Consider the following 24,466-nt stretch of genomic DNA (forward strand, 5'->3'; position numbering starts at 1 on the left):
GCCGGGCTCAGTCGCGCTCCCTGGGCACGCGCATGACGCCCTCCTGAATGACCGAGATCGCCAGCCGCCCGTCCTGGGTGTAGATCCGCGCCTGGCCGAGTCCCCGGCCTCCTGAAGCGGACGGCGACGTCTGGTCGTACAGCAGCCACTCGTCCGCGCGGAACGGACGGTGGAACCACATCGCGTGATCCAGACTCGCCCCGACGATGTCACCGGTCGCCCAGCCGCCCCGGCCGTGCGCGAGCAGCACCGAGTCCAGCAGCGTCATGTCCGAGACGTACGTGGCCATGCAGACGTGCAGCAGCGGGTCGTCGGCGAGCTTGCCGACCGTGCGGAACCACACCTGCGAGCGTGCCTCGCGCGGCTCCCCGGCCGTGGCGTACGGCGGGGCGTCCACGTAGCGCAGATCCACCGCCGCCCGCGCCTCCAGCAGCCGGCCGGCCACGGACGGGTCGGCGAACCGGTCCGCGTACCGCGGCAGCAACTCCCGCGCCGTCGGCAGAGTTTCGGGATCCGGCGCCCGCGGCATGCCGCTCTGGTGCTCCAGGCCCTCCTCGTACGTCTGGAAGGACGCCGACAGGTGGAAGATCGGCCGGCCGTGCTGGACGGCCACGACCCGGCGCGTGGTGAAGGAACGGCCGTCGCGGATGCGGTCGACCGTGTAGACGATCGGCGCGCCCGGATCACCCGCCCGCAGGAAGTACGCGTGCAGGGAGTGCGCCGGGCGGTCGGCGGGGACGGTACGGCCCGCGGCCACCAGCGCCTGCGCGGCGACCTGGCCCCCGTAGACACGGGGGATCGCCGCCGGGCGGCTGAGACCGCGGAAGATGTCCTCGTCGATCCGCTCCAGGTCGAGCAGACCGAGGAGGGACTCCAGTGCGTTCACGGCTCTGATCGCGTGAGGCCCTACAGCCCCATGGACTTGGCGATGATCATCTTCATGACCTCGCTGGTGCCGCCGTAGATGCGGTTGACGCGGTTGTCGGCGTAGAGACGGGCGATCGGGTACTCGTTCATGTAGCCGTAACCGCCGTGCAGCTGGAGGCACTTGTCGATCACGCGGTGCGCGACCTCCGTACAGAAGAGCTTCGCCGACGCGGCCTCGGCGGCGGACAGTTCGCCCGCGTCGTGGGCCTCCAGGGCACGGTCGCAGACGGCCTCGGCGGCGTCGACCTCGGCCTTGCAGGCGGCCAGTTCGAACTTGGTGTTCTGGAAGGAGGCGACGGTCTTGCCGAAGACGGTGCGGTCCTGGACGTAGTTCTGGGCGAACCGGATCGCGGCCGACGCCTGCGCGTACGCGCCGACGGCGATGCCCAGACGCTCCTGCGGCAGATTCTGGCCGAGGTAGGAGAAGCCTTTGTTCTCCTCGCCGAGCAGGTCGTCGACGGGCACATGCACGTCGCTGAAGGACAGTTCGGCGGTGTCCGAGGACTTCAGGCCCAGCTTGTCGAGCTTGCGCCCGACCGCGTACCCCTCGGACTTGGTGTCCACGACGAAGAGCGAGATGCCGTGCCTGCGGTCCTCCGGGCTCGGCGGGGCGGTGCGGGCGCAGACGATGACGCGGTCGGCGTGCACACCGCCGGTGATGAAGGTCTTCGCGCCGTTCAGGACGTAGTGCGAGCCGTCGGCGGAGAGCTTGGCGGAGGTCTTCATGCCCGCGAGGTCCGATCCCGTGCCGGGCTCGGTCATGGCGATGGCGTACATGGTCTCGCCGGTCACGAAGCCGGGCAGCCACCGCTTCTTCTGCTCCTCGGTGGCGTACGCCTTCACATAGGGCAGACAGAGCGCGACATGCACGCCGGAACCTCCGAAGGAGACACCCGCGCGGGCGCACTCCTCGGAGACGATCGCCTGGAACTTGAACGACTCCTCGCCCGCGCCGCCGTACTCCTCCGGCACCTCGATGCCGAAGATGCCCAGCTCACCGAGCTTGTAGTAGAACTCGCGGGGGACCAGACCCTCGGCGTACCACTCGTCGTAGACGGGCACGACCTCGGCCTCGATGAAGGCGCGCAGGGTCTCCCGGAACGCCTCGTGGTCCTCGTTGTAAACGCTACGGCGCACGGGAGCCCTCTCCTTCGCTCGGAGTCTCTGTTTCTAAGCGCTTGCTCAGGTCAAGTTACCGGGGGGTTCTCGGGGGTGTCCAGACGTGCAGGGAGTTGAAGGCGTCACAGCCTGGCTCGGATCGTGCGATCGCTGGCGGAGCAACAAGTCCATGGGGCAGGGTGATTGCTACTGAAATCGACAGAGGGTGGGGCGTGCGTGCAGGTTCAGATCTCCGTGGAGGGTGACGCCCTTTCTCTCACGCACCTGCATTCTTGGCTGCAGCGTGATCCGGGCACTCGCCGAATTCCTATGACCGTCGCGTCCCTGTCCAGGGACGAGATGAGCACCTTCGATGTGATCGACCTCCTGCTCGGCAACGGTATTGCCGCAGCGAATCTGGCGGTGGCGATCGCCGCGTGGCGCTCGGCGCGTGGGGCTGCCCTGAACGGTCGAACGGTCCGCTTGGAGTGCGGGGGCACATCTGTGACCGTCACCGACGCCTCGGCCGAAGACATTGAGCGAATTCTGCGAGGCTTGCGAGAGAGCGGGACTGTAGACGACGGCGAGAGCCCGGAGGGGGACGCCGGGTGAAACCGGCGGATCCGGGAGCGTCAAGGGCCGTCCTGATCGGCACCCACACGTTCCGTCACTTACCGTCACTCGGGCCTGTCAACAACAACGTGACGAAGCTCAGGCACCTGCTGACGAGTGACGATGTGGGAGGCCTGGCTGCGGAGCACTGCCTTGAGAGGCTCCAGCCCGATGACCCCGGAAGCCTGCTGGACGACCTGCATCGCGCGGCGGAGGAGGCCACGGACCTGCTGGTGGTCTACTACGCCGGGCACGGCATCACCGACCCGGGTGATGAAAGGCAGTTGTACCTGGCACTGCCGGATTCGGTACCGACCGGGAAGTGGTACCGGACACTCCGGTTCGCCGACATCCGCGAGGCGGTGAGCCACTCGCGGGCTGTCCACAAGGTCGTCGTCATCGACTGCTGCTTCAGTGGTATCGCACTGGCTGGAGGAATGGGCGCCGCCGAGTCGGCGAAGGCTGCGCCCCAAATCGTCGCCGCCCGCGCCGAGATCGACAGGACATGCGTGCTGACCGCCTCCGCCGAGACAGTCAGAGCTTTCTGCCCACCCTCGGGGCCGTACAGCGCGTTCACCGGTGAACTGATCGCTCTGCTGGAGGGCGGGCTGACCGGCCCTGTGCCGGGTGACGAGGATGGCAGGCCGGGCGAACACCGTCCCGTGCTCGACCTCAACGTCGTCTACCGGAGCCTGCACGCCGCCCTCCACGCGAAGGGGCTGCCGCTGCCCCAGGTGGGCAGCCGCAATCTCGGCGGTGACATCCCGCTGGCCCGCAACAGGGCGTACACGGGCCCGACCGGAGCGCGTGGAGGAGGCGGCCTGGCGTCCAGGCTCAACACATTGACGGCCGCTCGCGACGTCTTCATCGGCCGCAAGAAGGAGATCGACCACCTCACCGCAACTGCTCGGCAGGTGGCAGATGCGGGCGACGGCCCAGGTGTGTGCGTGGTCCACGGCATGGGCGGTGTGGGCAAGTCAGAACTACTGCGGCAGGTCGCGGCCAGGGTGGCACCGCTCTTCGATGCCGCACACTTCGAGATCGACCTGGCGGGCTTCACACCACAACGGGAGCCGCGTGATCCCGACCAGATCATCATTGAACATCTCCAGCTGATCGGCTTCCAGCCGGCCGAGATCCCCCAGGACCCCTCCGGACGAATGGAAGCCTGGCGCTCCTGGTTGTCCGGTCGCCGCGTGCTGCTCCTGCTGGACAACGCCAGGGACGCGCGTCAACTGCGCCCTCTGCTCCCGGGGCCCAACTCGCCTTCGCTGGCCTTGATTTCGAGCCGGGACGGGCTGGAGGACATCGACGCTCATGACCGTCTGAACGCGGTCGGGCTCAGCCGTGCGGAATCGATCGCGCTGCTCCAGAAGGTCAGCGACGACGTACGTGCGGGCGCGGATCCTGGTGAACTTGTGGGTATTGCCGAGCGCTGTCACGACATACCGATTGCTCTGCGCCCTGTTGGTGTACTGATGCGGAACATGCCGGCCTCGGAAGTTCTGACGAGCATGGAGCGCGAGAACCCGCTCGCGCACATTCCGGACGGGTACGAGGCCGTACGCCTGGCCTTCACCACCTCGTACAACGCACTCCCGGACGCCCTGCGAATGCTCTTGTGGCACTGTGCCTGGAACCCGGGAGAGGACTTCGGCCGGGACTCGATCACTGCCATGTCGGCGGTGCCGGGAGCGGGTATTGGCCTCACCCAACTTCTACACGGAACATGTTGTTGGCCGACGGGGACAGGCTCGCCTTTCACGACCTCTTCCGCCGTCATGCTCTGGCGTTGGCCGAGCCTCATGCTGCGGCCATGCGTGGCGAGGCGAGGCAGCGGCTGTACCGCTACCTGGCCGATCGGCTGCGTGCCGCGTGGATCAGCATTTACGGCGTGGACCCGTATGGCGACGAGAGTGACGGCGACCAGGAATTCACGGATTCGCAAGCCGCGCAGGCATGGCTCGATCACCGGTCAGGCGAGTTGCAGGCGGTTGTTTTTGAGGCATTGGACGAGTGGTGGGCGGGAGCGGGTTGGCTTGCCGTGCGACTCGCGACATGGCTGCGCGTGAGCAGCCGTGTCGAGCAGGGACGCGCGGTGTCGATGACCCTGCTCAGGGCATCCGAGGAAGCCGGTGACCGTCCTCTTCGAATTGAGGCCCTGAGTGGTATCGCCCACACCTACCGCATGCAGCACGACTATGTTCGGGCGCACGGCCTTTTCCGTGAGGCTCTGGACCTCGCCGAAGCCACCGGCGACGGCGTCCGCCAGGCCGGTATTCTGATTGGCATCGCCGACAACTACTACATGCAGAGTGACTACGGTCGGGCGCGCGGGCTTTACCGTGAGGCCTTGACTCTCGCCGAAGCGGTCGGCGACCGCCGCTGTCGGGCCGAGGCCCTTACCGGCATTGCTCATACCTACCGCATGCAGGACGAGTACGACCGGGCGGGCGGCCTTTTCCGTGAAGCTCTGGCTCTCGCCGAATCCATCCACGACCGCTCTCGTCAGGTAGTGGCCCTTACCGGCATCGCTCACGCCCACTTCATGCAGGATGACTACGACGGCGCGCGCGGTTTTTTCCGTAGAGCACTGGGACTGGCTGAAATCACTGCCGACCGCATCGGCCAGGGTAGCGCGCTTACCGGTATCGCTCATACGTACCGTATGCAGGGCGATTATGACCGGGCGCGCGGTTCTTTCCATGAGGCCCTTGGCCTCGCCGACACCATCGGCGATCGCCTCCGTCAGACCGTCGCCCGCACCGGTATCGCTCACACGTACCGTGTACAGGGCGATTACGATCGAGCGCGCAGTTTCTTCCGTGAGGCTCTGGGGCTTGCCGAGACCATCAGAAACCACTACCAACAGGCCGAGGCCGTCACCGGCATTGCTCACACTTACCGCATGCAGGGGGACTATGACCGCGCCATGAACTATTACCGCAGGGGACTGGGTCTTGCCGAGAGGATTGGCGACCGCTACAGCCGGGCCGAGGCCCTCACGGGTATCGCTCACCTGCACCGTATGGAGGGCGATTATGTCCGGGCGCACGGTTTTTTTCGTGAGGCTCTGGATCTTGCCGAGGGAATCGGCGATCGCAACCAGCGGGCAGAGGTCCTCACAGGTATCGGCCTCGTATTTCAATCAAGCGGGGATACGGATCAAGCGCGGGCCTGCTACGAAAAGGCTCTTTCCCTGTCGCATGCCAGTGGTGCCTCCCACATGGTCATTTACCTGCAAGACCTGGTCAGGCTCCTCGGGGACGACTGAGCTGTTGGTGCTGACCTGATGGCCGTCGTGACGTAGTTCTGCCTCGTCCATCGGGACGGATACCGCTCATGAGCGGGGTCGGCGCCATCACAGCCGCCGCAGCGCGAACCAGAGGTCCATCCGGACGTCCGCCTCGTCCAGGTCCGCCTCCAGCAAGGTCGCGCAGCGGGCGATGCGCTGGCGCACCGTGTTGCGGTGGACCGTCAGGGCCACTGCCGTGCGGTCCCAGCTGCCGTGCAGGGAGAGCCAGGTGCGCAGTGTCTCGGTCAGTGCGGGGGAGCCGGCGATGGGGGCCAGGCGGGCACGGGCGTGGGCCGCCGCCTCTTCAGGAGGGACGAGCGCGGTGAGGGCGTCGGGGCCGGGATCGCGGTGGTGCACGAGGTCGGTGCGGGTGGCCTCCGCGTGGCGCAGCGCTCGCTCCGCTTGGGTGTCGGCCTCGGCCAGGGCGGCGGGGCCGACGGGGGCGCTCGCCCCGAGCGTCCAGCCCGGCTGGGCGGTGACCGGCCGGTCGGTGAGGACGCGGACGGTCGCGCCGTCCGTCTCCGCCAGCGCGCTGCCGAGCGCCGCGCCCAGCGCGGACGCGGCGAAGGGCGTGTCCCCGCCGTGGGCGTGCACGACGGTCCACGGCCCGGGGCCGAGCAGCGGCGCCGCCTCGGTGGGCGTGGCGCCCAGCAGCAGCCGTACGAGCGCCGCCGAGCGCGCGGCCTCCGCCGCGCCCTGGTGGGGCGCCGTGAGCAGCGACAGCAGGACGACGGCCGCTCCCGTGACGGTGTGGTCCCCGGCCTCCCGGCTTCCGGCGGCGACGCCGAGGACGAGGCCCTGGCCGCCGCCCAGCGCGTACGCGGCCAGGGGCGCGCCGCCGGCGGTGTCGGTGGCCGTCCCGTGCGGCGGGTTCACCACGCGGGCCAGCCGGGCCAGGGCCGTACGTGATTCCGGCCCCGGATCCCGGCCCGTGGCGTGCAACTCCGCGCCGTCCGGGGCGAACAGCACCGCGCGCCCGCCGAGCCGCACCGCGAGCTGGCGCAGCACCGCCGGGACCGGATCCGGCCGGGCGGCGGCGGCAGCGAGGCCCTGCTGGGCCTCGGTGACCCGGCGCAGCTCCCGGTGGCGGGCCTCGGCCATCAGCCGCCAGACTCCGCGCGCCACGGTGGTGAACGGGATGTGCCGGGGAATCTCCAGAAGCGGCAGCCCGTGCCGGTCGCACGCCTCGACCAGGCTCTCCGGAACCGTGTCGAACACCGGCGCGACCCCGAAGCCGAGCGCCGCCGCACCCGCTTCCACGACCCTCTTCACATAGGTCTCGGCGTGCGCGTCCGTGAGCTGCACGCCCGCCGTCAGCAACAGCTCACCCCCGAGCAGATACGGGTAGGGGTCGGCCATCTCCGAGGTGTGCACCCAGTGGACGGCCACACGCTCCGTACGGGCGTCCGGCAGCCCCGCGACGAGCCGCAGGCCGAGAGGGCCGTCCGCGAGCAGCGCGGCCAGCGGAACCGGCGGGGTGGGAGGCGGAGCAGAGGGTTCCGGCATGGACGGTCCATCCATCGACGGCCAAAAGAATGGATGAAACGTACACTTCAGCGTTCCTTTCCGGCCACCTACCGTCGACTCGCACAAGCCCCGGCACAGGCCGGACCCCCGGTACCCCCGGAGTCGATCAGGAGGAAGCCCCATGGCTGTGGACTACGCGGTGATCGTCGTCTATCTCGCCGGCATGCTCGCCATGGGCTGGTGGGGCATGCGCCGTGCCAGGTCCAAAGCCGATTTCCTGGTGGCGGGCCGCCGGCTCGGACCCGGGATGTACTCCGGCACGATGGCCGCCATCGTCCTCGGCGGAGCCTCCACCATCGGCGGCGTCGGCCTGGGCTACCAGTACGGCCTCTCCGGCGCCTGGATGGTCTTCACCATCGGCCTCGGACTGCTGGCCCTGTCGGTGTTCTTCTCCGCCCGCATCGCCCGGCTGAAGGTCTACACCGTCTCCGAGATGCTCGACCTCCGGTACGGAGGGCGCGCCGGCATCATCTCCGGGCTGGTGATGTGGGGCTACACCCTGATGCTCGCGGTCACCTCGACCATCGCGTACGCCACGATCTTCGACGTCCTGTTCGACATGCACCGCACCGTCGCGATCGTTCTGGGCGGCGCGATCGTCGTCGCGTACTCGACGCTCGGCGGCATGTGGTCGATCACGCTCACCGACATGGTGCAGTTCGTCGTCAAGACGATCGGCGTGCTGCTGCTCCTGCTGCCCATCGCCGTCGTCAAGGCGGGCGGCTTCGGCGAGATGAAGGCGCGGCTTCCCACGGAGTACTTCGACCCCCTGGGCATCGGCGGCGAGACGATCTTCACGTACGTGCTGATCTACACCTTCGGCATGCTGATCGGACAGGACATCTGGCAGCGGGTGTTCACCGCGCGCGGCGACTCCACCGCCCGCTGGGGCGGCACCGTCGCCGGTACCTACTGTCTCGTCTACGCGATAGCCGGAGCCGTCATCGGCACCGCGGCCAAGGTCCTCTACCCGAAGCTGCCGAGCGCCGACGACGCGTTCGCCACCATCGTCAAGGACGAACTCCCGCCCGGCGTACGGGGACTGGTGCTGGCCGCCGCCCTCGCCGCCGTCATGTCGACGTCCTCCGGCGCGCTCATCGCCTGCGCCACCGTCGCCAACAACGACATCTGGGCGCGGCTGCGTGAGCTGTTCGGGCAGCGGTCCGGCCGGCCGGACATGGCGGGGGAGCGGGACGAGGTACGGGACAACCGCGCCTTCATCCTGGTCATGGGCTTCGCCGTGATCTGCATCGCCATCGCGCTCAACGACGTCGTCGGGGCGCTGAACGTCGCGTACAACCTGCTCGTCGGCGGCCTCCTCGTCCCCATTCTCGGCGGCCTCCTGTGGAAGCGCGGCACCGTGCAGGGAGCGCTCGCCGCGATGGTCGTCGGCGGGCTGACCGTGATCTCCCTCATGGCGGCGTACGGCATCCTGGCCAACGAACCCATCTACTACGGACTGCTCGCCTCGCTCGCCGTGTACCTCGTCGTCAGCCTCCTGACGAAGCCGACGGACGCGGCCGTGCTGGCCGCCTGGCGCCGCCGCCTCGCCGGCGAGGGACCGGACGGCGCGGAGGACGCCGCCGGCGGAGGGGAAGCCGGTCCCCGGGAGCCGTCCGCCACCACCACGAGCAGCGGCTGAACACCGACCGGGCACGAGCGGAGCCCCGCCCACCGGCAGAGCCACTTCCGGCGCTGTCGGTGGCGCGGGGCATCCTGGACACGTACACGCATCACGAAAGGGCTCGACGAGCATGAGCAGCGCAACAGGACCCGACACCCCCGGCGCCCCGGCGGCCGAGAGCCGGGAAGACGGCCCGCGCGGGCCCGTCGACTCCTCCCGCGTGCCCCGGTTCGCGGGGCCCGCCACCTTCGCCCGGCTGCCCAGGCTGGACGAGGTCGGGGCCACCGACGTCGCCGTCGTCGGCGTCCCCTTCGACAGCGGCGTGTCCTACCGGCCCGGCGCCCGCTTCGGCGGCAACGCGATCCGCGAGGCGTCCCGCCTGCTGCGCCCGTACAACCCGGCCCAGGAGGCGTCACCGTTCGCGCTCGCCCAGGTCGCCGACGCCGGTGACATCGCCGCCAACCCGTTCAACATCAACGAGGCCGTCGACACGATCGAGGCGGCGGCCGACGGCCTGCTCTCCACCGGCGCGCGCCTGATGACACTCGGCGGCGACCACACGATCGCGCTGCCCCTGCTGCGCTCGGTCGCCAAGAGGCACGGCCCGGTCGCGCTGCTCCACTTCGACGCCCACCTGGACACCTGGGACACCTACTTCGGCGCCGAGTACACCCACGGCACCCCGTTCCGCCGCGCAGTCGAGGAAGGCATCCTCGACACAGAGGCCCTCTCCCACGTCGGCACCCGCGGCCCGCTCTACGGCAAGAAGGACCTCGACGACGACCACCGCATGGGCTTCGGCATCGTCACCTCCGCCGACGTCATGCGGCGCGGTGTCGACGAGGTCGCCGACCAGCTCCGGCAGCGCATCGGGGACCGCCCGCTGTACATCTCGATCGACATCGACGTGCTCGACCCGGCCCACGCGCCCGGCACGGGCACGCCCGAGGCCGGCGGACTCACCTCGCGCGAACTCCTCGAAATCCTCCGGGGGCTGGCCTCCTGTCACCTCGTCTCCGCCGACGTGGTCGAGGTCGCCCCCGCGTACGACCACGCGGAGATCACGTCCGTCGCCGCCTCCCACACGGCGTACGAACTGACCACGATCATGTCCCGCCAGATCGCGGAGGACCGCGCGAAGTGACACACGACCACCACCACGAGATCCCCCGCTACACCCCCGAGCAGACCGCGCGGGCACTGAACCCGCCCGCCGGGCGCAATGGCGGCGACCTCGTCGTCGAGACCCTGCACGGCCTCGGCGCCACCACCGTCTTCGGCCTGCCCGGCCAGCACGCGCTGGGCATGTTCGACGCACTGCGCCGCTCCGACCTGGAGTACGTCGGGCTGCGCGTCGAGAACAACGCCGGATTCGCCGCCGACGCCTACGGCCGCGTCACCGGCGAGGTCGCGCCCCTGCTGCTGTCCACCGGGCCGGGCGCCCTGACCTCGCTCGCCGCGCTCCAGGAGGCCGCGGCGGCGTCCTCGCCCGTCCTCGCTATCTCCAGCCAGATCCCGTCCGCGGGCCTCGGCGGCGGCAGGCACGGCTACCTCCACGAACTGCGCGACCAGCAGGCGTCGTTCCGCGACATCGTCAAGTCCGTCCACCTCGTCCGTACGGCCTCCCAGATCCCGTCCGCGATCGCCGCGGCCTGGGAATCCGCGCTCACCGCGCCGCACGGACCCGTCTGGGTCGAGATCCCGCAGGACGTCCTCCTGAAGGAGACGACGCTGCCACTGGTCACCGCCGTCGACGCCACCCCGCGCGAACTGCCGCCGCGCCCTGAGCTGATCGCCGTGGCGGCGCACGCCCTGTCCCACGCGGAGCGCCCCGTGATCATCGCGGGCGGCGGGGTCGTACGGGCGGACGCCGCCGGGAAGCTGCGGGCCCTCGCCGAGAAGCTGGCCGCCCCCGTCGTCACCACCTTCGGCGGCAAGGGCGCGTTCCCCTGGGAGCATCCGCTGTCGCTCCAGTCCTGGCTGGAGGACCGGCACACCACCGACTTCCTGGAGGACGCCGATGTGGTGCTGGTCGTCGGCTCCGGGCTCGGCGAGCTGTCCTCCAACTACTACACCTTCCGCCCGCGCGGCCGGGTGATCCAGATCGAGGCCGACCTCGGCAAGCTGGAGTCCAACCTCCCGGCCCTCGGCATCCACGCTGACGCACGGGAGGCCCTGTCCGCGCTCCTGGAATCGGTGACGGCACGCACCGACCCGGCGGCCGGCGAGTCCGCGCGGGACGCGGTCCGTACGGTGCTGGCGAAGGTACGCGAGCGGATCGACGCCCAGGACCTGGCACTGGAGCAGCGGGTGCTCGCCTCCGTACGAGAGGCGCTGCCCGCCACCTCCCCCAGCTTCTGGGACATGACGATCCTCGCCTACTGGGCCTGGTCCGCCTGGCCCGGCCCGATGCACTCCGGCCAGGGCGCCGGCGGTCTCGGCTACGGCTTCCCGGCGGCGCTGGGCGCCGCGGCGGCCGACGTCACCAGGCCCGTCCTCGCGGTCTCGGGCGACGGCGGCGCCATGTACTCGATCGCCGAGCTGGCCACGGCCCGGCAGTACGACCTCCCCGTCACCTGGCTGATCGTCGACGACGGCGGCTACGGCATCCTGCGCGAGTACATGACGGACGCCTTCGGCGAGACCACCGGCACCGAGCTGGCCCGCCCCGACTTCGTCGCACTGGCCGAATCCTTCGGGGTGCCCGCCGTCCGTACGACCCCCGAGGCGCTGCGGGACGACCTCGCGAAGGCCCTGGCGGCCCCCGGCCCGTCCGTGGTGGTGCTCCCGGCCCTCCTGAAGCTGTTCGCCCCGACCCACCTGCCCACGTAGCGGCCGTGCCGTCCCGGCGCCCCACCGCCCGGACCCGGTCATCGGTCCTAGGTCCTCCGGCGAGCGCATGGGACCAGCGACGGGTATTTGTTGCGGTGGGATGAAATCCGCACGTGGCCGCGTTGACGCCATCCGGCAGGTGGCCCACGGGGGACGCCCGCGTACCGAACGAGCGGCAGGGCAACGGGAGGCGGCAACAGTGGCGGCGGAGCGGACAGACCCGGAGCGTGCGAAGCCCGGCGAGAGCACGGCGGACGACCCGCGGACGGCGGGCTGGGCCCGGCGTCTCGTCGGGTACGCCTGGCGCTACCGGCGCAACGTGATCCTCGCCCTCGGCTCCTCCCTCGCCGGTATGGCCGTCATGGCCCTCGTCCCCCTGATCACCAAAGTCGTCATCGACGACGTCATCGGCACCGGCACCCGGTCCATCGCCGTCTGGACCAGCCTCCTGATAGCGGCGGCCCTCGTCATCTACGCCATGACGTACATCCGCCGCTACTACGGAGGACGCCTCGCCCTGGACGTCCAGCACGACCTCCGTACGGAGATGTACGGCACCATCGCGGGGCTCGACGGCCGCCGCCAGGACGAACTGTCCACCGGACAGGTCATCGGCCGCGCCACCAGCGACCTCCAGCTCATCCAGGGCCTGCTCTTCATGCTGCCGATGACCATCGGCAACGTCCTCCTCTTCATCATCTCCCTGGTGATCATGGCGTGGCTGTCGCTGCCCCTGACCCTCGTCGCCCTCGCCGTCGCCCCCGCCCTCTGGTACATCGCCCGCCGCAGCCGCACCCGGCTGCACCCCGCCACCTGGTACGCCCAGTCGCAGGCCGCGACCGTCGCGGGAGTCGTCGACGGATCCGTCTCCGGCGTCCGCGTCGTCAAGGGCTTCGGCCAGGAGGAGCAGGAGACCGGCAAGCTGCGCGCGGCCGGCCGCAAGCTGTTCGCCGGCCGCCTGCGCACCATCAAGCTGAACTCCCGCTACACACCCGCCCTCCAGGCCGTCCCGGCCCTCGGACAGGTCGCGATGCTCGCGCTCGGCGGCTGGCTCGCCACCCGCGGCCAGATCACCCTCGGCACGTTCGTCGCCTTCTCCACCTACCTCGCGCAGCTCGTCGGCCCCGTCCGGATGCTCGCGATGGTCCTGACCGTCGGCCAGCAGGCACGCGCGGGCGTCGAGCGGGTCCTCGAACTCATCGACACCGAACCGTCCATCCAGGACGGCACGAAGGACCTCCCCGCCGACGCCGAGGCGTCCGTCGAGTTCGACGACGTGACGTTCTCCTACGCGGACGGCCGCACCGTCCTCGACGGCTTCTCCCTGGAGATCCGCCCCGGCGAGACGGTCGCCGTCGTCGGCTCCTCCGGCAGCGGCAAGTCCACCGTGTCCATGCTCCTGCCGCGCTTCTACGACGTCTCCCACGGCGCCGTCCTCGTCGGCGGCCACGACGTACGCGAACTGACCCTCGACTCGCTGCGCGCCGCCATCGGGCTCGTACCGGAAGACAGCTTCCTCTTCTCCGACACCGTCCGCGCCAACATCGCCTACGGCAAACCCGACGCCACCGACGAGGAGATCGAGCGCGCGGTCCGCGCCGCCCAGGCCGACCGCTTCATCGCCGAGCTGCCCGCCGGCTACGACACCACCGTCGGCGAACAGGGCCTCACGCTCTCCGGCGGCCAGCGCCAGCGCATCGCCCTGGCCCGCGCGATCCTCACCGACCCCCGTCTGCTGCTCCTGGACGACGCCACCTCCGCCGTCGACGCCCGTGTCGAACACGAGATCCACGAGGCGCTGCGCTCGGTGATGGCCGGCCGTACGACGCTCCTCATCGCCCACCGCCGCTCCACCCTCGGCCTCGCCGACCGGATCGCCGTACTCGACGACGGACGCCTCGCCGACATCGGCACCCACGGAGAACTCCAGGAACGCTCCGCCCTCTACCGGCGCCTGCTCACCGACCCGGACGAACTCGGCGGCGTGTCCCCCGGCCACACCCCGGCCGTCGTCGCCTCCACGGCCGCCGAGGACGACCGCACCGTCCAGGAGGAGATGGACGCCGAGTTCGACGCCGAACGCGGCATCACCCCCACCCTGTGGGTTCGCGAGGAAGCGCCCCCGGAGGAGTCCGCCGCGCCCGGTGCCACCCCCGAACTCCTCGCCCAGGTCGAGGCGTTGCCGCCCGCCGACGACGTCCCGTCGATCGACGAGGCCCGCGCCGTCGGCTCCGAGTCGTCGTACGGGCTGCGCCGCCTGCTGCGCGGCTTCGGAGCGCCGCTCGCGGTCAGCCTCGCCCTCGTCGCCGTCGACGCGGGCATGGGCCTGCTGCTGCCGGTCCTGATCAGGCACGGCATCGACGAAGGCGTGGAACAGCTCGCGCTCGGCGCGGTCTGGGCCGCGTCCCTCCTCGGCCTCGTCGTCGTGCTCGTCCAGTGGACGGCCCAGATCGGCGAGACCCGGATGACCGGACGCACCGGCGAACGCGTCCTGTACTCGCTGCGTCTGAAGATCTTCGCGCAGCTCCAGCGGCTCGGACTCGACTACTACGAGCGCGAACTGACCGGCCGCATCATGACCCGCATGACGACCGACGTGGACGCGCTGTCCACGTTCCTCCAGACGGGACTCGTCACGGCCTTCGTCTCCGTCGTCACCTTCTTCGGCATCCTCGTCGTCCTGCTCGTGATCGACGTGGAGCTGGCGCTGGTCGTCTTCGCGACCCTGCCCGTGCTGATCGTCGGCACCGTCTTCTTCCGGCGCAAGAGCGTCAAGGCGTACGAGCTGGCGCGTGAGCGGATCAGCGTCGTCAACGCCGACCTCCAGGAGTCGGTGTCCGGGCTCCGTATCGTCCAGGCCTTCGGCCGTGAGAAGGACGGCGCCCGGCGGTTCGCCGACCGCAGCGACCACTACCGGCAGGCGCGCGTGCGCGGCCAGTGGCTGATCTCCGTCTACTTCCCGTTCGTCCAGCTGCTGTCCTCGGTGGCGGCGGCGGCCGTACTGATCGTCGGCGCGGGACGGGTGGAGGCCGGGACGCTGACGACCGGCGCGCTCGTGGCGTATCTCCTGTACATCGAGCTGTTCTTCGCGCCCGTGCAGCAGCTGTCCCAGGTCTTCGACGGCTATCAGCAGGCCACCGTCTCACTCGGACGCATCCAGGAGCTGCTGCGCGAACCGACGTCCACGGCGCAGGCGGCCGCACCGCTCGGCGTACCGTCACTGCGCGGCGAGATCGCCTTCGAGGACGTGCACTTCGCATACGGCAACCTGGAAGGCGGCCTGGCCGAGGGCGGCGGCGCCGGCGACCCGGACGAGGCCGTCGTCCTGGCGAAGGAACCTGTTCAGGAGGAGACCGCCCTCATGGGCGTCAACCTCCGTATCCCCGCCGGTCAGACGGTTGCCTTCGTCGGTGAGACGGGCGCGGGCAAGTCCACGCTCGTCAAGCTCGTCGCCCGCTTCTACGATCCGACGTCCGGTCGTGTCACGGCGGACGGCACCGACCTGCGCGACCTGGACATGACCGAGTACCGGCACCGGCTCGGTGTCGTACCGCAGGAGGCGTACCTCTTCGCCGGTACGGTGCGCGACGCCATCGCGTACGGGCGGCCGGGGGCCACCGACGCGGAGGTGGAGTCGGCGGCCCGCGCGGTCGGCGCGCACGAGATGATCGCCACGCTGGAGGGCGGCTATCTGCACGAGGTCGCCGAGCGGGGCCGCAACCTCTCCGCCGGTCAGCGGCAGTTGATCGCCCTGGCCCGCGCGGAGCTGGTCGACCCGGACGTCCTGCTCCTGGACGAGGCGACGGCCGCGCTCGACCTCGCCTCCGAAGCCCTGGTCAACCAGGCGACGGACCGGCTGTCGGGCCGGCGGACGACGCTGGTCGTCGCGCACCGGCTGACGACGGCGGCGCGCGCGGACCGGGTGGTCGTGCTGGACCACGGCCGGGTCGTGGAGGACGGTACGCACGGGGAATTGCTGGCGCTCGGCGGTTCCTACGCGCGGCTGTGGAACAGCTTCATCGGCGCGGCGGGGTCCGGCGCCGGGCCCGAGGCGGAGCCGGAGCGCGCCACCGTCGCGGGGGCGTGAGGACGGGAGCGGGACCGGCGGCCTGCCACTGAAGGGTGGGGGCGCCGTCCGCGTCGAGGGTCTCCGCCGGCAGGTCGGCGTAGTGGCGCAGGTCCTCGTGCCGGCCTACGAAGGAGGCGAAGTCCCGCATGGGGACGGCGAGCCGGAGCGTGGCGGCGCGTGTCCCCGGCGGGAGGGACGTGCAGGTGCCCTGTGCGCCCTCCCCAGGAGGTGAGTTCGTCCCGTCGTCCTCCGTGCCGAGGCAGCCGGCGAACAGGGCGCGGGCTGCCGCCCCCAGTCCACGGGCGGACCCTGTCCGGCGGCGCCGGGACCGCGCGCGGCGGCGGAGCGCGGTTCGTGCAGTTCACCGAGGACCCGGCCGAGGTGGCGGGCTGGGTCGCCCCGGTGACCTCCTCACCGGTGAGCAGGACGCTGTGGTCACCGGCAGGGGAGGGGACCAGCCGGCCGGTGCTGGGGGCACCGTGCGGCAGGACCGCTCCTCCCCTGCCGGGTGGCAGGTGGGCGGGACCCGGCCCAGTCGGCCGGCCGGGTCCACAGACGGGAGCCGAGCCGGTCGGGGACCAGGGCACGCAGCCGGGCATCGTCCGGCACCTTCGCCGAGGCGCCCTCTGTGGAAGAGTCGCCGGACGCCGAGAGCCGGGCGGGCAGCCGCCGTACGCCGTGGTGCGGTGGCGCGGGCCGGGTGAACTCCCGGGGGACACCGTGCAGTCGCCGCAGTGCCCGGCCCGCGTCCGCCAACGCTCCTGCGGAGAGGCGGAAGGCGGTGTCGTCGCCGGGCGGCGGCAGCCGGGCGACCGAGACGGGGCCGGGCACGCGGTAGGGCACACCGCCGCCCCCGGACGCCGCGTCCCACTCCCCGAGCGTGAGCCGGGCGCCGCGTCCGGCGCCGGAGCCCGCCGCCGCGAGCGCGGTGTCCACGCGCCGCAGGGCCGTGTGGACGGTGGGCGGGAGAGGGGTCTGCGGCCGGTCGTGGGCCGGTCCGGGGACGCGCTGCCGGCTGAACCGGACGTAGCCCTGGTACCGCACGGCGATCCGCAGATACCGGGTCCCGTACTCGCGTACGGTCACCGCCCCGGCGGCCCCCGCGGGCCGTACCGCCGCGGGGACCGCGACCCGGTCGGCCGCGGCGCCGACGGCGCTCCCGGCTCCCGGGGCCTGTGCGGCCTCCGCGGCCGACGGGGATTCAGCCACGGCCGGCCCGCCGCCGGACGGCCTCGACGATCTCCCGCGCGTCCGTGAGCGCCGCGACCGGGCCCTCGGTGAACAGCACGCCGCCGCAGTTGAGGATCACCTCGTCCACCCCGGCGTCCCGGTACTCGCCGAGCACGCCCGCGATGTGGTCCGCGGAGCCGTACACGTACGTCCCGCTGTCCACCAGGGCGACGGCTCCGGCCTGCGGGTCGGCCGGGTCGGCCGCGACTCCGGCCCGGCGCAGCATGTCCGTGTAGTGGTCGGCGGAGAGTTGCCCGGCGGCGGCGGTGTGCGCGAGGACGTACGGGTCCCGCTTCGGCCGGTCGACCGCGACATGGACGACGGTCGCGACCCGGCACCGGGAGTCCCGGCCCTTGGCGCCCTCGTCCAGCGCGGGTATCAGCGCGTCGGCGACATAGCCGGGCGGGGTCATCCAGGTGATGGCGACATCGGCCACACCGCCCGCGGTACGCGCCATGTTGGGGCGCAGCACGCCCACGCCGACCTCCACGCGCGGGTGCTCCATCGGCATCAGGCGTCCGCGCAGCGCGTGGTAGTCACCGGCGTGGTCGACGATCTCGCCGTCGAGGAGGGAACGGACCGTGCGGAGGTAGTCGGCGGCCATCGTGAGGGGGCTGTCGTACGGCCGCCCGTTCAGGCTCCGTACGAAGGCGGGCGCGCCGACTCCGTAGCCGGCCACCACCGGGTGACCCGTCGTCACGGACAGGGAGCGGGCCTGGAGGGCCGCCTCGTAAGGATGGCGCAGCGGCATCAGGGTCACGCTGGTGCCGACCGGGACGCGTACGCCGGCGCCGGCCAGATGCGCGAACACCTGGTGCGTCTCCACCTTGAGCGACTGGCCCATCCATACGCGGCGTGCGTCGCCGTCGCGCACCAACTCCGCGTAGGGACGCACGGTCTCCGTGGTGTCCGGCATGCTCGGTACGAGGATGCTCGGCAGCGTGGACCGGTCGGAGGCGTCGGTGGTCACGGGGCAGCACACCTTCCCCTGACGGCTGTGGCGATCGCTCCGGCCGTGCTCATGACCGCGTCCGTGCCCGTGCTCGTGCGGTCTTCCCGAGTCCGACCGTGGAGACGGAACTCCGCGGATCGAGCGGCGCTGTCCGGCCGATCCCCGCCGCCGCCCGGACGACGGCCGGCAGACGGCCGTTCGGGCTCCTCCTCCGCCTCGACCTCACAGCCCGACCGGATGTCGTCGAGCATCCCGAACACCAGCAGGCACTGCTCCTCGTCACCGCCGAGGAATTCCGGTCGGGGGAAGGGAGATCGGCCGCGATCCATCAACTGCTCGAATGCCATGAGCCGCTGATATCGCTTCAGGTATTCCTTGGGATTCTCCTTGAGGCGCTTCACGAATACCGCGTTGTTGGTGTCGGTTTCGCCGGACCAGTTGTCGTTACGGCCTGGACGGGAGAAGACCTCCGAGGCGTCGGGTGAATCCAAGTGGAGCCGGACGAGGGGCTGTTCGACCGATGCGTCCACAGGGCTGTCGGCAGCCGGCACGGGAGAGCGGCCCCGCGGGTATTGAGTCTCTTCGCCTGCCACATGCGTTTTCTATCGCGGGTGGCCGCCGGTGGACAACGAATTGACCGCCATCGGCCACCCTCTGCCGGGGCGTGGCGTGACGGGTGAACGCGCGGGTCCGCCGCGCCGTCCCGGACGGGCGGCGAGCGGGCCGTTCGAGGGAGCCCGGCGCCGTACGGCCACGGGGGCCGTCGCACGGTCGTTCCAGGGGTCGTACGAACGCGGACGGCGCGCGGTCCGCGCACCCTCGGTGCGTCGGCCGAACGCCGTGACCTGTCTTTCGTCCGACCGCCCACGCGGGCCAAGCAGGGAAAACCGTACCCGCGTGGGTGATCGTGCGAGGTTCGGGCCGGGGAACGGCGGCCGGTGACGATTCCTCCGCTAACCGTCACACGACTACGCCGTTCGTGGTGCCGACCTGTTCGAACCGGCATTTCTGTTGTTCTCGTCGCCCGCGTGTGGGGTGGTGCTTCGTGGTGCTGTCACGCGTGGTGCTCGTCGCGCTTGTCCTGCTTGTTTCGCGGGCGCTTATTTCTGGATGGGGCGGGAGTCAGACGATTCTTCGCCTTACCGCCCACACGACCGCTTCGATCGGCGTTTCGACGTCGACGCGTTCGCATATGGTCCGCAGTTTACGGCGCAGAGTGCGGTCGCTCATTCCCATCCGGCGTGCGACCTGCGCCATGGTGCAGCCCTGCGAGACGAGTTGAAGGATTCTCAAGTGATCATTTTCCAGTCCGAGGTGGGGGGCTCTGAGGACACTTCGTGGATTCACCTGTATCAACCTCACGGTCGTCCGGCGGTGAGGCGCCGGATTCCGAGGTGCTCGACGGCCTGAAACAACAAGCTCGTTCACAGTGCTGCCGCCGGAAGAGCTGCTTATCCGGTTCCGGTCGAGCGCGGTCCGGGAAGTTCGGATTCTCGGTCTATGCGTCAGTCAATTGTTGCCCCCGTTTCCCTCATCGGACCGGAGTGGTCATCCGATCCGTCCGCCTGTCACGGGGGAGTCGGCTCCCCCTGTGGTCGAGTGGGGCGAGGCGTCGGCCACCCGCGGCCATGACACCTCTCCACCTCGCCTCCACTTCGTATGTTCAAACGGTCCGGTGGGGGAGGTGAACAGGGTGGGATGTGATCGCCCTGTGCGGTCGACTCGTCACAGGTCGGTCCGAGGGGTGCCCGCACGGTCTCCCAGCTTCACTTTTGTGCCCTGGAGCGGGGCGTTCGGGGGTGGTGCGACACGCCCGGAATATGTGATGCAGATCACAGCATCCTTTGGGGGTGGTCGTGAGTCTCCTCGGTGTCGTGATGTTCGGAAGGTCGTGAATGGGTACCTCCATGGGGTGTGTGCCGGACCTCGCGGCGGGGTGGTGCCGTGCTCCGCCGGGGCCGCCGCGAGGGTCGCCCGGACGGTCCCCGTGAGGGTCGGACGTGCCACCCGGACCTCCCGTTCCACGAGGGGAGAAGTGATGCCGGGGCGGCCAATTGAGGCCGTCCGGGGCAGGGTTGATAAATGGCCGAATGGCTCGATGGAAGGCGTTCGAGTGTGGGTCCGATGATGTCATTCCGGACATGGCAAGGCGCCGCGCCGGTTACGCCGGGGAAAGGCGATGTCCTCGTTGTGTCAGCGGTGTTAAGCGTTCGTGGAGGTGGGACGACTCCCCTTCGAAGGTGGTCGGGAATTGCGGTCACGAGGCGCCGGTGACCCCTTCTGCTTTCGGGTTCTGATCACTCTCCACTCTCCCTTCACGTCTCCTTCGTTCCCTCTCCGCGTTTCCTCTCCCGGGATCTCCTCGACCCTCCTCCTCAACTCGGTTCGGGGGTCTGCCTCTTGGGCCCGCCTCCGGGCCGCCTCCCGCGCCGGCCCGCGCCCCGGCCGGGGCGGCCGGGGCGCGGACGCGGCAGGGCAGGCGCCGTGTCCGGCTGTGTTGTCCGGGTGCGACGCCTCGTGGGGGCTGGCGGCGCGGGCACCTCCCCGGCTAGGTTCGCGAGCGTCTGTCATGAACACAGGGAGTGTGAATGCGCAAGGCGCTGAGATGGCTGCTGTCGCTCGTACTGCTCGTCGGTACGCTGGGCGCGGCCGGCGCGGCAACAGCCGCCGACGGGAACGCGGGATCCGCGGCCCCCGACATCAAGGACCAGATCCTCGACATCCCGGGGATGAGCCTGATCGAGGAGAAGCCGTACCCCGGTTACCGATACTTCGTCCTCAACTACACCCAGCCCGTCGACCACAAGCGACCGTCGAAGGGCACCTTCAAGCAGCGCCTCACGCTGCTGCACAAGGACACCAGCCGCCCCACCGTGTTCTTCACGAGCGGGTACGGCGTGTCCACCAACCCGAGCCGCAGTGAGCCGACACGGATCATCGACGGCAACCAGGTCTCGCTCGAATACCGCTTCTTCACGCCGTCCCGGCCCGACCCGGCCGACTGGTCCAAGCTCGACTACGAGCAGGCTGCGGCCGACCAGCACCGGATCTTCGGCGCGCTGAAGAAGATCTACCCGCAGAAGTGGCTCGCCACCGGTGGTTCGAAGGGCGGCATGACCGCCACGTACTACGAGCGCTTCCACCCCCGGGACATGGACGGCGTCGTCGCCTACGTCGCGCCCAACGACGTGGTCAACAAGGAGGATTCCGCCTACGACCGCTTCTTCGAGAAGGTCGGCACCGCGGAGTGCCGCGCCAAGCTCAACGGCGTGCAGCGCGAGGCGCTGATCAGGCGCGAGCCACTCCAGAAGATGTACAAGACGTGGGCCGCCGCCGAGGGCGCGACGTTCACCACCGTCGGGTCGCTCGACAAGGCGTACGAAGCCGTCGTGCTCGACTTCGTCTGGGCCTTCTGGCAGTACAGCCTGGAAGCCGACTGCGCGGACATCCCGCCGGCCACCGCGTCGGACGAGGAGATCTACAACATCATCGACGCGATCTCCGGCTTCTCCTTCTACACCGACCAGGGTCTCGCCCCGTACACGCCGTACTACTACCAGGCCGGCACCGAACTCGGCTCACCCGCCATCAAGCTGCCCCACCTGGGCAACCTGAGCCGCTACGGCTACCAGCCGCCGCGGAACTTCGTCCCGCGCGAGATCCCCATGAAGTTCAGGCCGTGGGAGATGGCGTCCGTCGACAACTGGGTCCGCCGCAACGCGAACCAGATGATGTTCGTCTACGGCGAGAACGACCCGTGGGGTGCCGAGCGCTTCCGTCCCGGCCGCGGCTCGCACGACAGCCACGTGTACACCGCGCCGGGCGCCAACCACGGTGCCAACGTCGCCGGTCTCGTGGCCGACGAGCAGGCGGAGGCCACGGCCCGGATCCTCGCCTGGGCGGACGTCGCACCGGCGACCGTGCAGCAGGACGCCGCCAAGGCCAAGCCGCTGGCCGCGTACGACGCGAAGCTCGACAAGCAGAACATGGAGCGGATGCCGACGCTGCGTCCGTAACCCGCGAGCAGGGGACCGCCACCGGCGCAGACAAGGGGGGCGCACCGGTGGCGGTTTGCTGCCCGGACGCAGGCGGCCTGGAGAGGGGAGCCGGCGATCGTAGCCAGTGAGTACGAGAGCCGACACCGCGCTGCGGAGAGTCGACGGGAGCCTATGGAAGAGGACGGCTGAACGCTGCCGGAAGTTCCCAGGAAGCGAAGATTCCGCCTATTTCATCGAAAAGGCGCGGTAAGCCGAACGGGGAACGGCGTCCGCCGCCGACGGTGCCGGTCCTGCCGCGGTCGCGCCGGCCCTACGGCTACGCGACCGTTCACCACCGGACGAGCAACTGCCGCATGACTCGCCGGAGTTCTGCCGTACGCGCTCTCCGCCGGCGGTCCTGTCTCGGGGCTCCTCGGGTCTTCGGTCAGTGTCCCCGCGCCGGCAGCGCCTCCAGATACTCGCGGCCGGGGATCAGCAGATCGGGGAGGTCCGCCGCGTCCGGGTACCAGCGCTTCTCGTACTCCCAGCAGAGCCACCCGTCGTCACCGTCCCCGGCGAACAGTCCGACACACTCCTCCAACGGCAGGACTCCCGCGCCCAGCGCCAGCGGTGTGGTGTCCTCCGCCGACGCGATGTCCTTGACCTGTACGTAGCCGAGGTGGGGCGACAGCGACGCATGGCTGGTGACCGGGCGCTCCCCGCCGAGCCAGGTGTGCATCACGTCCCAGAGCGCCCCCACCTGCGGGTGGCCGACAAGACCGAGAATGCGGATCGCGTCGGCGCCCGTGCGGTGGGAGTCGTGCGTCTCCAGGAGGATCCGCACCCGCGACTCCGCGGCGAGGGGCGCCGCCGAGGCCAGCCGGCGGGCGGCCGTCGCGTCGGCCGCCTCCGGGTCCTGCTCGCCGCCGCCCGGGAAGACCCGTACGTACGACGCGCCCAGGTCGCGCGCCAGCCGGATCAGTTCGTCGAGCTCCTGGCTCAACTGCTCCTCGTCACCGCCTTCGGCGGCCACCCGCACATAGCCCGCGACCGCCAGGATCTCGACCCCGTGACGCTTGAACTCGTCTACCACGGCGGCCCGTTCCCGCGCACCGATGCCGGGGTGCACCGGCTCCTCCGGATGGGCGCGCAGCTCCACGCCCTGGTAGCCGGCCCCACTGGCGAGGGCGGCGACCTCGGGGATGGGGAGGCCGGGGACACCGAGGGTCGAGAAGGCGAATTTCACTCCGGGTTCCTTTCACGAGGGAGAGCGTGCGACGGACTCGTCGACGAGCGGGAGCCGCCAGTCCTGGCCGACCAGGTCCGCTCCGTAGGAATGGTGCGGTTTCTCGGCGACGAGACTGAACCCCGCCCGCACGTACAGCTTGCGGGCGGCGGCCAGCAGGTCGTTGGTCCACAACACCACCTCCCGATACCCCGCATCGCGGGCGAAATCCACAACGGCCCCGACCATTCGCTCACCCAGGCCGTGCCCGCGCGCCTCGGGCTCGACCAGGAGCAGCCGCAACCGCGCGGCCCCCGGCGTCTCGTCGTCCCGCACACACATCACCGAGCCGACCGCCCGCCCGTCGAGTTCGGCTATCCACACCCGCTCCCGCCGCTCGTCGTGGTCCGCGGCGAAATCCGCGACGATCCTGGCGACCAGACCCTCGAAGGTGGCGTCCCACCCGTACTCCGCCGCGTACACCGCGCCGTGCCGCTGCACGATCCAGCCCAGGTCGCCCGGGACGGGATCGCGCAGCACAGGCCCTTCGCGGCGGGCGGCCGCCCGGCCGCCGGCCGCGGGGGTCTCGCCCGCGCTCAGTATTTCCCTGGCCGTCCGCAACGCCTCCACGAGGCGCGGGCGTTCGTCCGGCTCGACCCGGTCCAGCAGGGTGCCGACAGCCTCCCGCGCCCGCTCGTCGAGCAGTGCGGCGGTCCCACGCCCCTGCCGCGTCAGGGTGATCCGCTGCCGCCGGGCGTCCTGCTCCGACGGGGCGCGCTCAACCAGCCCGTCCCGCTCGAACTTGGTCAGCATTCTGCTCAGATAGCCCGCGTCCAGCGACAGCTCGGCACGGAGCTCCGCCGCGTCCGTACGTGGCGCGTGCGCGAGCTCGTACAGCAGCCGCGACTCGGTCAGCGTGTACGGCGTGTAGAGGTGTTTGCCGTAGTTCAGCGCGCCGATGAGGTTGGTGTAGAAGCGGTTGAACGCGCGGATCTCTTGAATGCTCATGGCCCCCCGACCCTTCGCCCATTCATTTTTTCCTTGACTGAGTCAACGGTACGCCGGGATCGCCAAGATCGGCAAGACGCTCGATCGGGT

General features: G+C 70.4%; 17 protein-coding genes. 8 read left to right on the plus strand and 9 right to left on the minus strand.

The annotated features are described in order from the left end of the window. Positions 1–7 precede the first annotated feature (7 nt). On the minus strand, positions 8–886 hold the full coding sequence (locus GXP76_RS13310; RefSeq protein ID WP_242571719.1) for an acyl-CoA thioesterase II: 879 nt from the start codon (positions 884–886) through the stop codon (positions 8–10). Positions 887–906: 20 nt separating this feature from the next. Then, positions 907–2,064, minus strand: a complete 1,158-nt coding sequence (locus tag GXP76_RS13315) for an acyl-CoA dehydrogenase family protein (protein WP_242571720.1) — start codon at positions 2,062–2,064, stop codon at positions 907–909. Between the two features lie 198 nt (positions 2,065–2,262). Between GXP76_RS13315 and GXP76_RS13320 the strand changes: the two genes are divergently transcribed. Genes GXP76_RS13320 through GXP76_RS13330 form a run of 3 tightly spaced genes read left to right on the plus strand, consistent with a single transcriptional unit; the run spans position 2,263 to position 5,911 of the window. Then, positions 2,263–2,637, plus strand: coding sequence for a hypothetical protein (locus GXP76_RS13320; protein ID WP_242571721.1), 375 nt, complete (start codon positions 2,263–2,265; stop codon positions 2,635–2,637). Then, positions 2,634–4,709, plus strand: a complete 2,076-nt coding sequence (locus GXP76_RS13325) for a caspase family protein (RefSeq protein ID WP_242571722.1) — start codon at positions 2,634–2,636, stop codon at positions 4,707–4,709. The genes GXP76_RS13320 and GXP76_RS13325 overlap by 4 nt, the downstream gene beginning before the upstream one ends. Further along, on the plus strand, positions 4,706–5,911 hold the full coding sequence (locus GXP76_RS13330; RefSeq protein ID WP_242571723.1) for a tetratricopeptide repeat protein: 1,206 nt from the start codon (positions 4,706–4,708) through the stop codon (positions 5,909–5,911). Before GXP76_RS13325 ends, GXP76_RS13330 begins: the two co-directional genes overlap by 4 nt. A gap of 87 nt (positions 5,912–5,998) precedes the next feature. Here the strand turns inward: GXP76_RS13330 and GXP76_RS13335 are convergent, their stop codons facing one another. After that, a complete protein-coding gene (locus GXP76_RS13335; protein ID WP_242571724.1) occupies positions 5,999–7,438 on the minus strand; it encodes a PucR family transcriptional regulator in 1,440 nt (479 codons plus the stop codon). A 142-nt stretch (positions 7,439–7,580) separates the two neighbouring features. On the opposite strand from GXP76_RS13335, the gene GXP76_RS13340 reads away from it, so the two are divergent. The 4 genes from GXP76_RS13340 to GXP76_RS13355 all read left to right on the plus strand — a co-directional run bounded on the left by GXP76_RS13340 (position 7,581) and on the right by GXP76_RS13355 (position 16,002). After that, the gene (locus GXP76_RS13340; RefSeq protein WP_242571725.1) at positions 7,581–9,101 is read left to right on the plus strand and encodes a sodium:solute symporter; all 1,521 of its coding nucleotides are present in this window, start codon (positions 7,581–7,583) and stop codon (positions 9,099–9,101) included. A gap of 112 nt (positions 9,102–9,213) precedes the next feature. Further along, positions 9,214–10,227 carry an agmatinase gene (speB, locus tag GXP76_RS13345; protein ID WP_242571726.1) on the plus strand — a complete coding sequence of 338 codons (1,014 nt, stop codon included), beginning with the start codon at positions 9,214–9,216 and terminating at the stop codon, positions 10,225–10,227. Next, positions 10,224–11,915, plus strand: coding sequence for a thiamine pyrophosphate-binding protein (locus tag GXP76_RS13350; RefSeq protein WP_242571727.1), 1,692 nt, complete (start codon positions 10,224–10,226; stop codon positions 11,913–11,915). The genes speB and GXP76_RS13350 overlap by 4 nt, the downstream gene beginning before the upstream one ends. A 130-nt stretch (positions 11,916–12,045) precedes the next feature. Further along, complete coding sequence (locus GXP76_RS13355; protein ID WP_374360896.1) at positions 12,046–16,002, plus strand: ABC transporter ATP-binding protein; 3,957 nt, start codon at positions 12,046–12,048, stop codon at positions 16,000–16,002. 417 nt (positions 16,003–16,419) lie between these two features. Here GXP76_RS13355 and GXP76_RS13360 read toward each other — a convergent pair whose 3' ends face one another. The 4 genes from GXP76_RS13360 to GXP76_RS13375 form a co-directional block, all read right to left on the minus strand. Next, positions 16,420–17,193, minus strand: a complete 774-nt coding sequence (locus GXP76_RS13360) for a hypothetical protein (protein WP_242571729.1) — start codon at positions 17,191–17,193, stop codon at positions 16,420–16,422. Continuing rightward, the gene (locus GXP76_RS13365; protein ID WP_242571730.1) at positions 17,186–18,184 is read right to left on the minus strand and encodes an LLM class flavin-dependent oxidoreductase; all 999 of its coding nucleotides are present in this window, start codon (positions 18,182–18,184) and stop codon (positions 17,186–17,188) included. The genes GXP76_RS13360 and GXP76_RS13365 overlap by 8 nt, the downstream gene beginning before the upstream one ends. Beyond that, entirely contained in the window at positions 18,181–18,759 is a 579-nt protein-coding gene (locus GXP76_RS13370; RefSeq protein ID WP_242571731.1) for a hypothetical protein, read from the minus strand. The genes GXP76_RS13365 and GXP76_RS13370 overlap by 4 nt, the downstream gene beginning before the upstream one ends. Positions 18,760–19,288: 529 nt before the next feature. Beyond that, complete coding sequence (locus tag GXP76_RS13375) at positions 19,289–19,459, minus strand: LuxR C-terminal-related transcriptional regulator (protein ID WP_242571732.1); 171 nt, start codon at positions 19,457–19,459, stop codon at positions 19,289–19,291. Positions 19,460–20,754: 1,295 nt separating this feature from the next. Between GXP76_RS13375 and GXP76_RS13380 the strand changes: the two genes are divergently transcribed. After that, positions 20,755–22,182, plus strand: coding sequence for a S28 family serine protease (locus GXP76_RS13380; RefSeq protein WP_242571733.1), 1,428 nt, complete (start codon positions 20,755–20,757; stop codon positions 22,180–22,182). 406 nt (positions 22,183–22,588) lie between these two features. Here GXP76_RS13380 and GXP76_RS13385 read toward each other — a convergent pair whose 3' ends face one another. Both GXP76_RS13385 and GXP76_RS13390 read right to left on the minus strand, forming a co-directional pair. Further along, the gene (locus GXP76_RS13385) at positions 22,589–23,389 is read right to left on the minus strand and encodes a sugar phosphate isomerase/epimerase (RefSeq protein ID WP_242571734.1); all 801 of its coding nucleotides are present in this window, start codon (positions 23,387–23,389) and stop codon (positions 22,589–22,591) included. A gap of 12 nt (positions 23,390–23,401) precedes the next feature. Further along, positions 23,402–24,376: a helix-turn-helix domain-containing GNAT family N-acetyltransferase gene (locus GXP76_RS13390; protein WP_242571735.1), complete on the minus strand. Its 975-nt coding sequence runs from the start codon at positions 24,374–24,376 to the stop codon at positions 23,402–23,404. Positions 24,377–24,466 lie beyond the last annotated feature (90 nt).

It is taken from the genome of Streptomyces sp. NP-1717 (genome assembly GCF_022695985.1).
Taxonomy (GTDB): domain Bacteria; phylum Actinomycetota; class Actinomycetes; order Streptomycetales; family Streptomycetaceae; genus Streptomyces.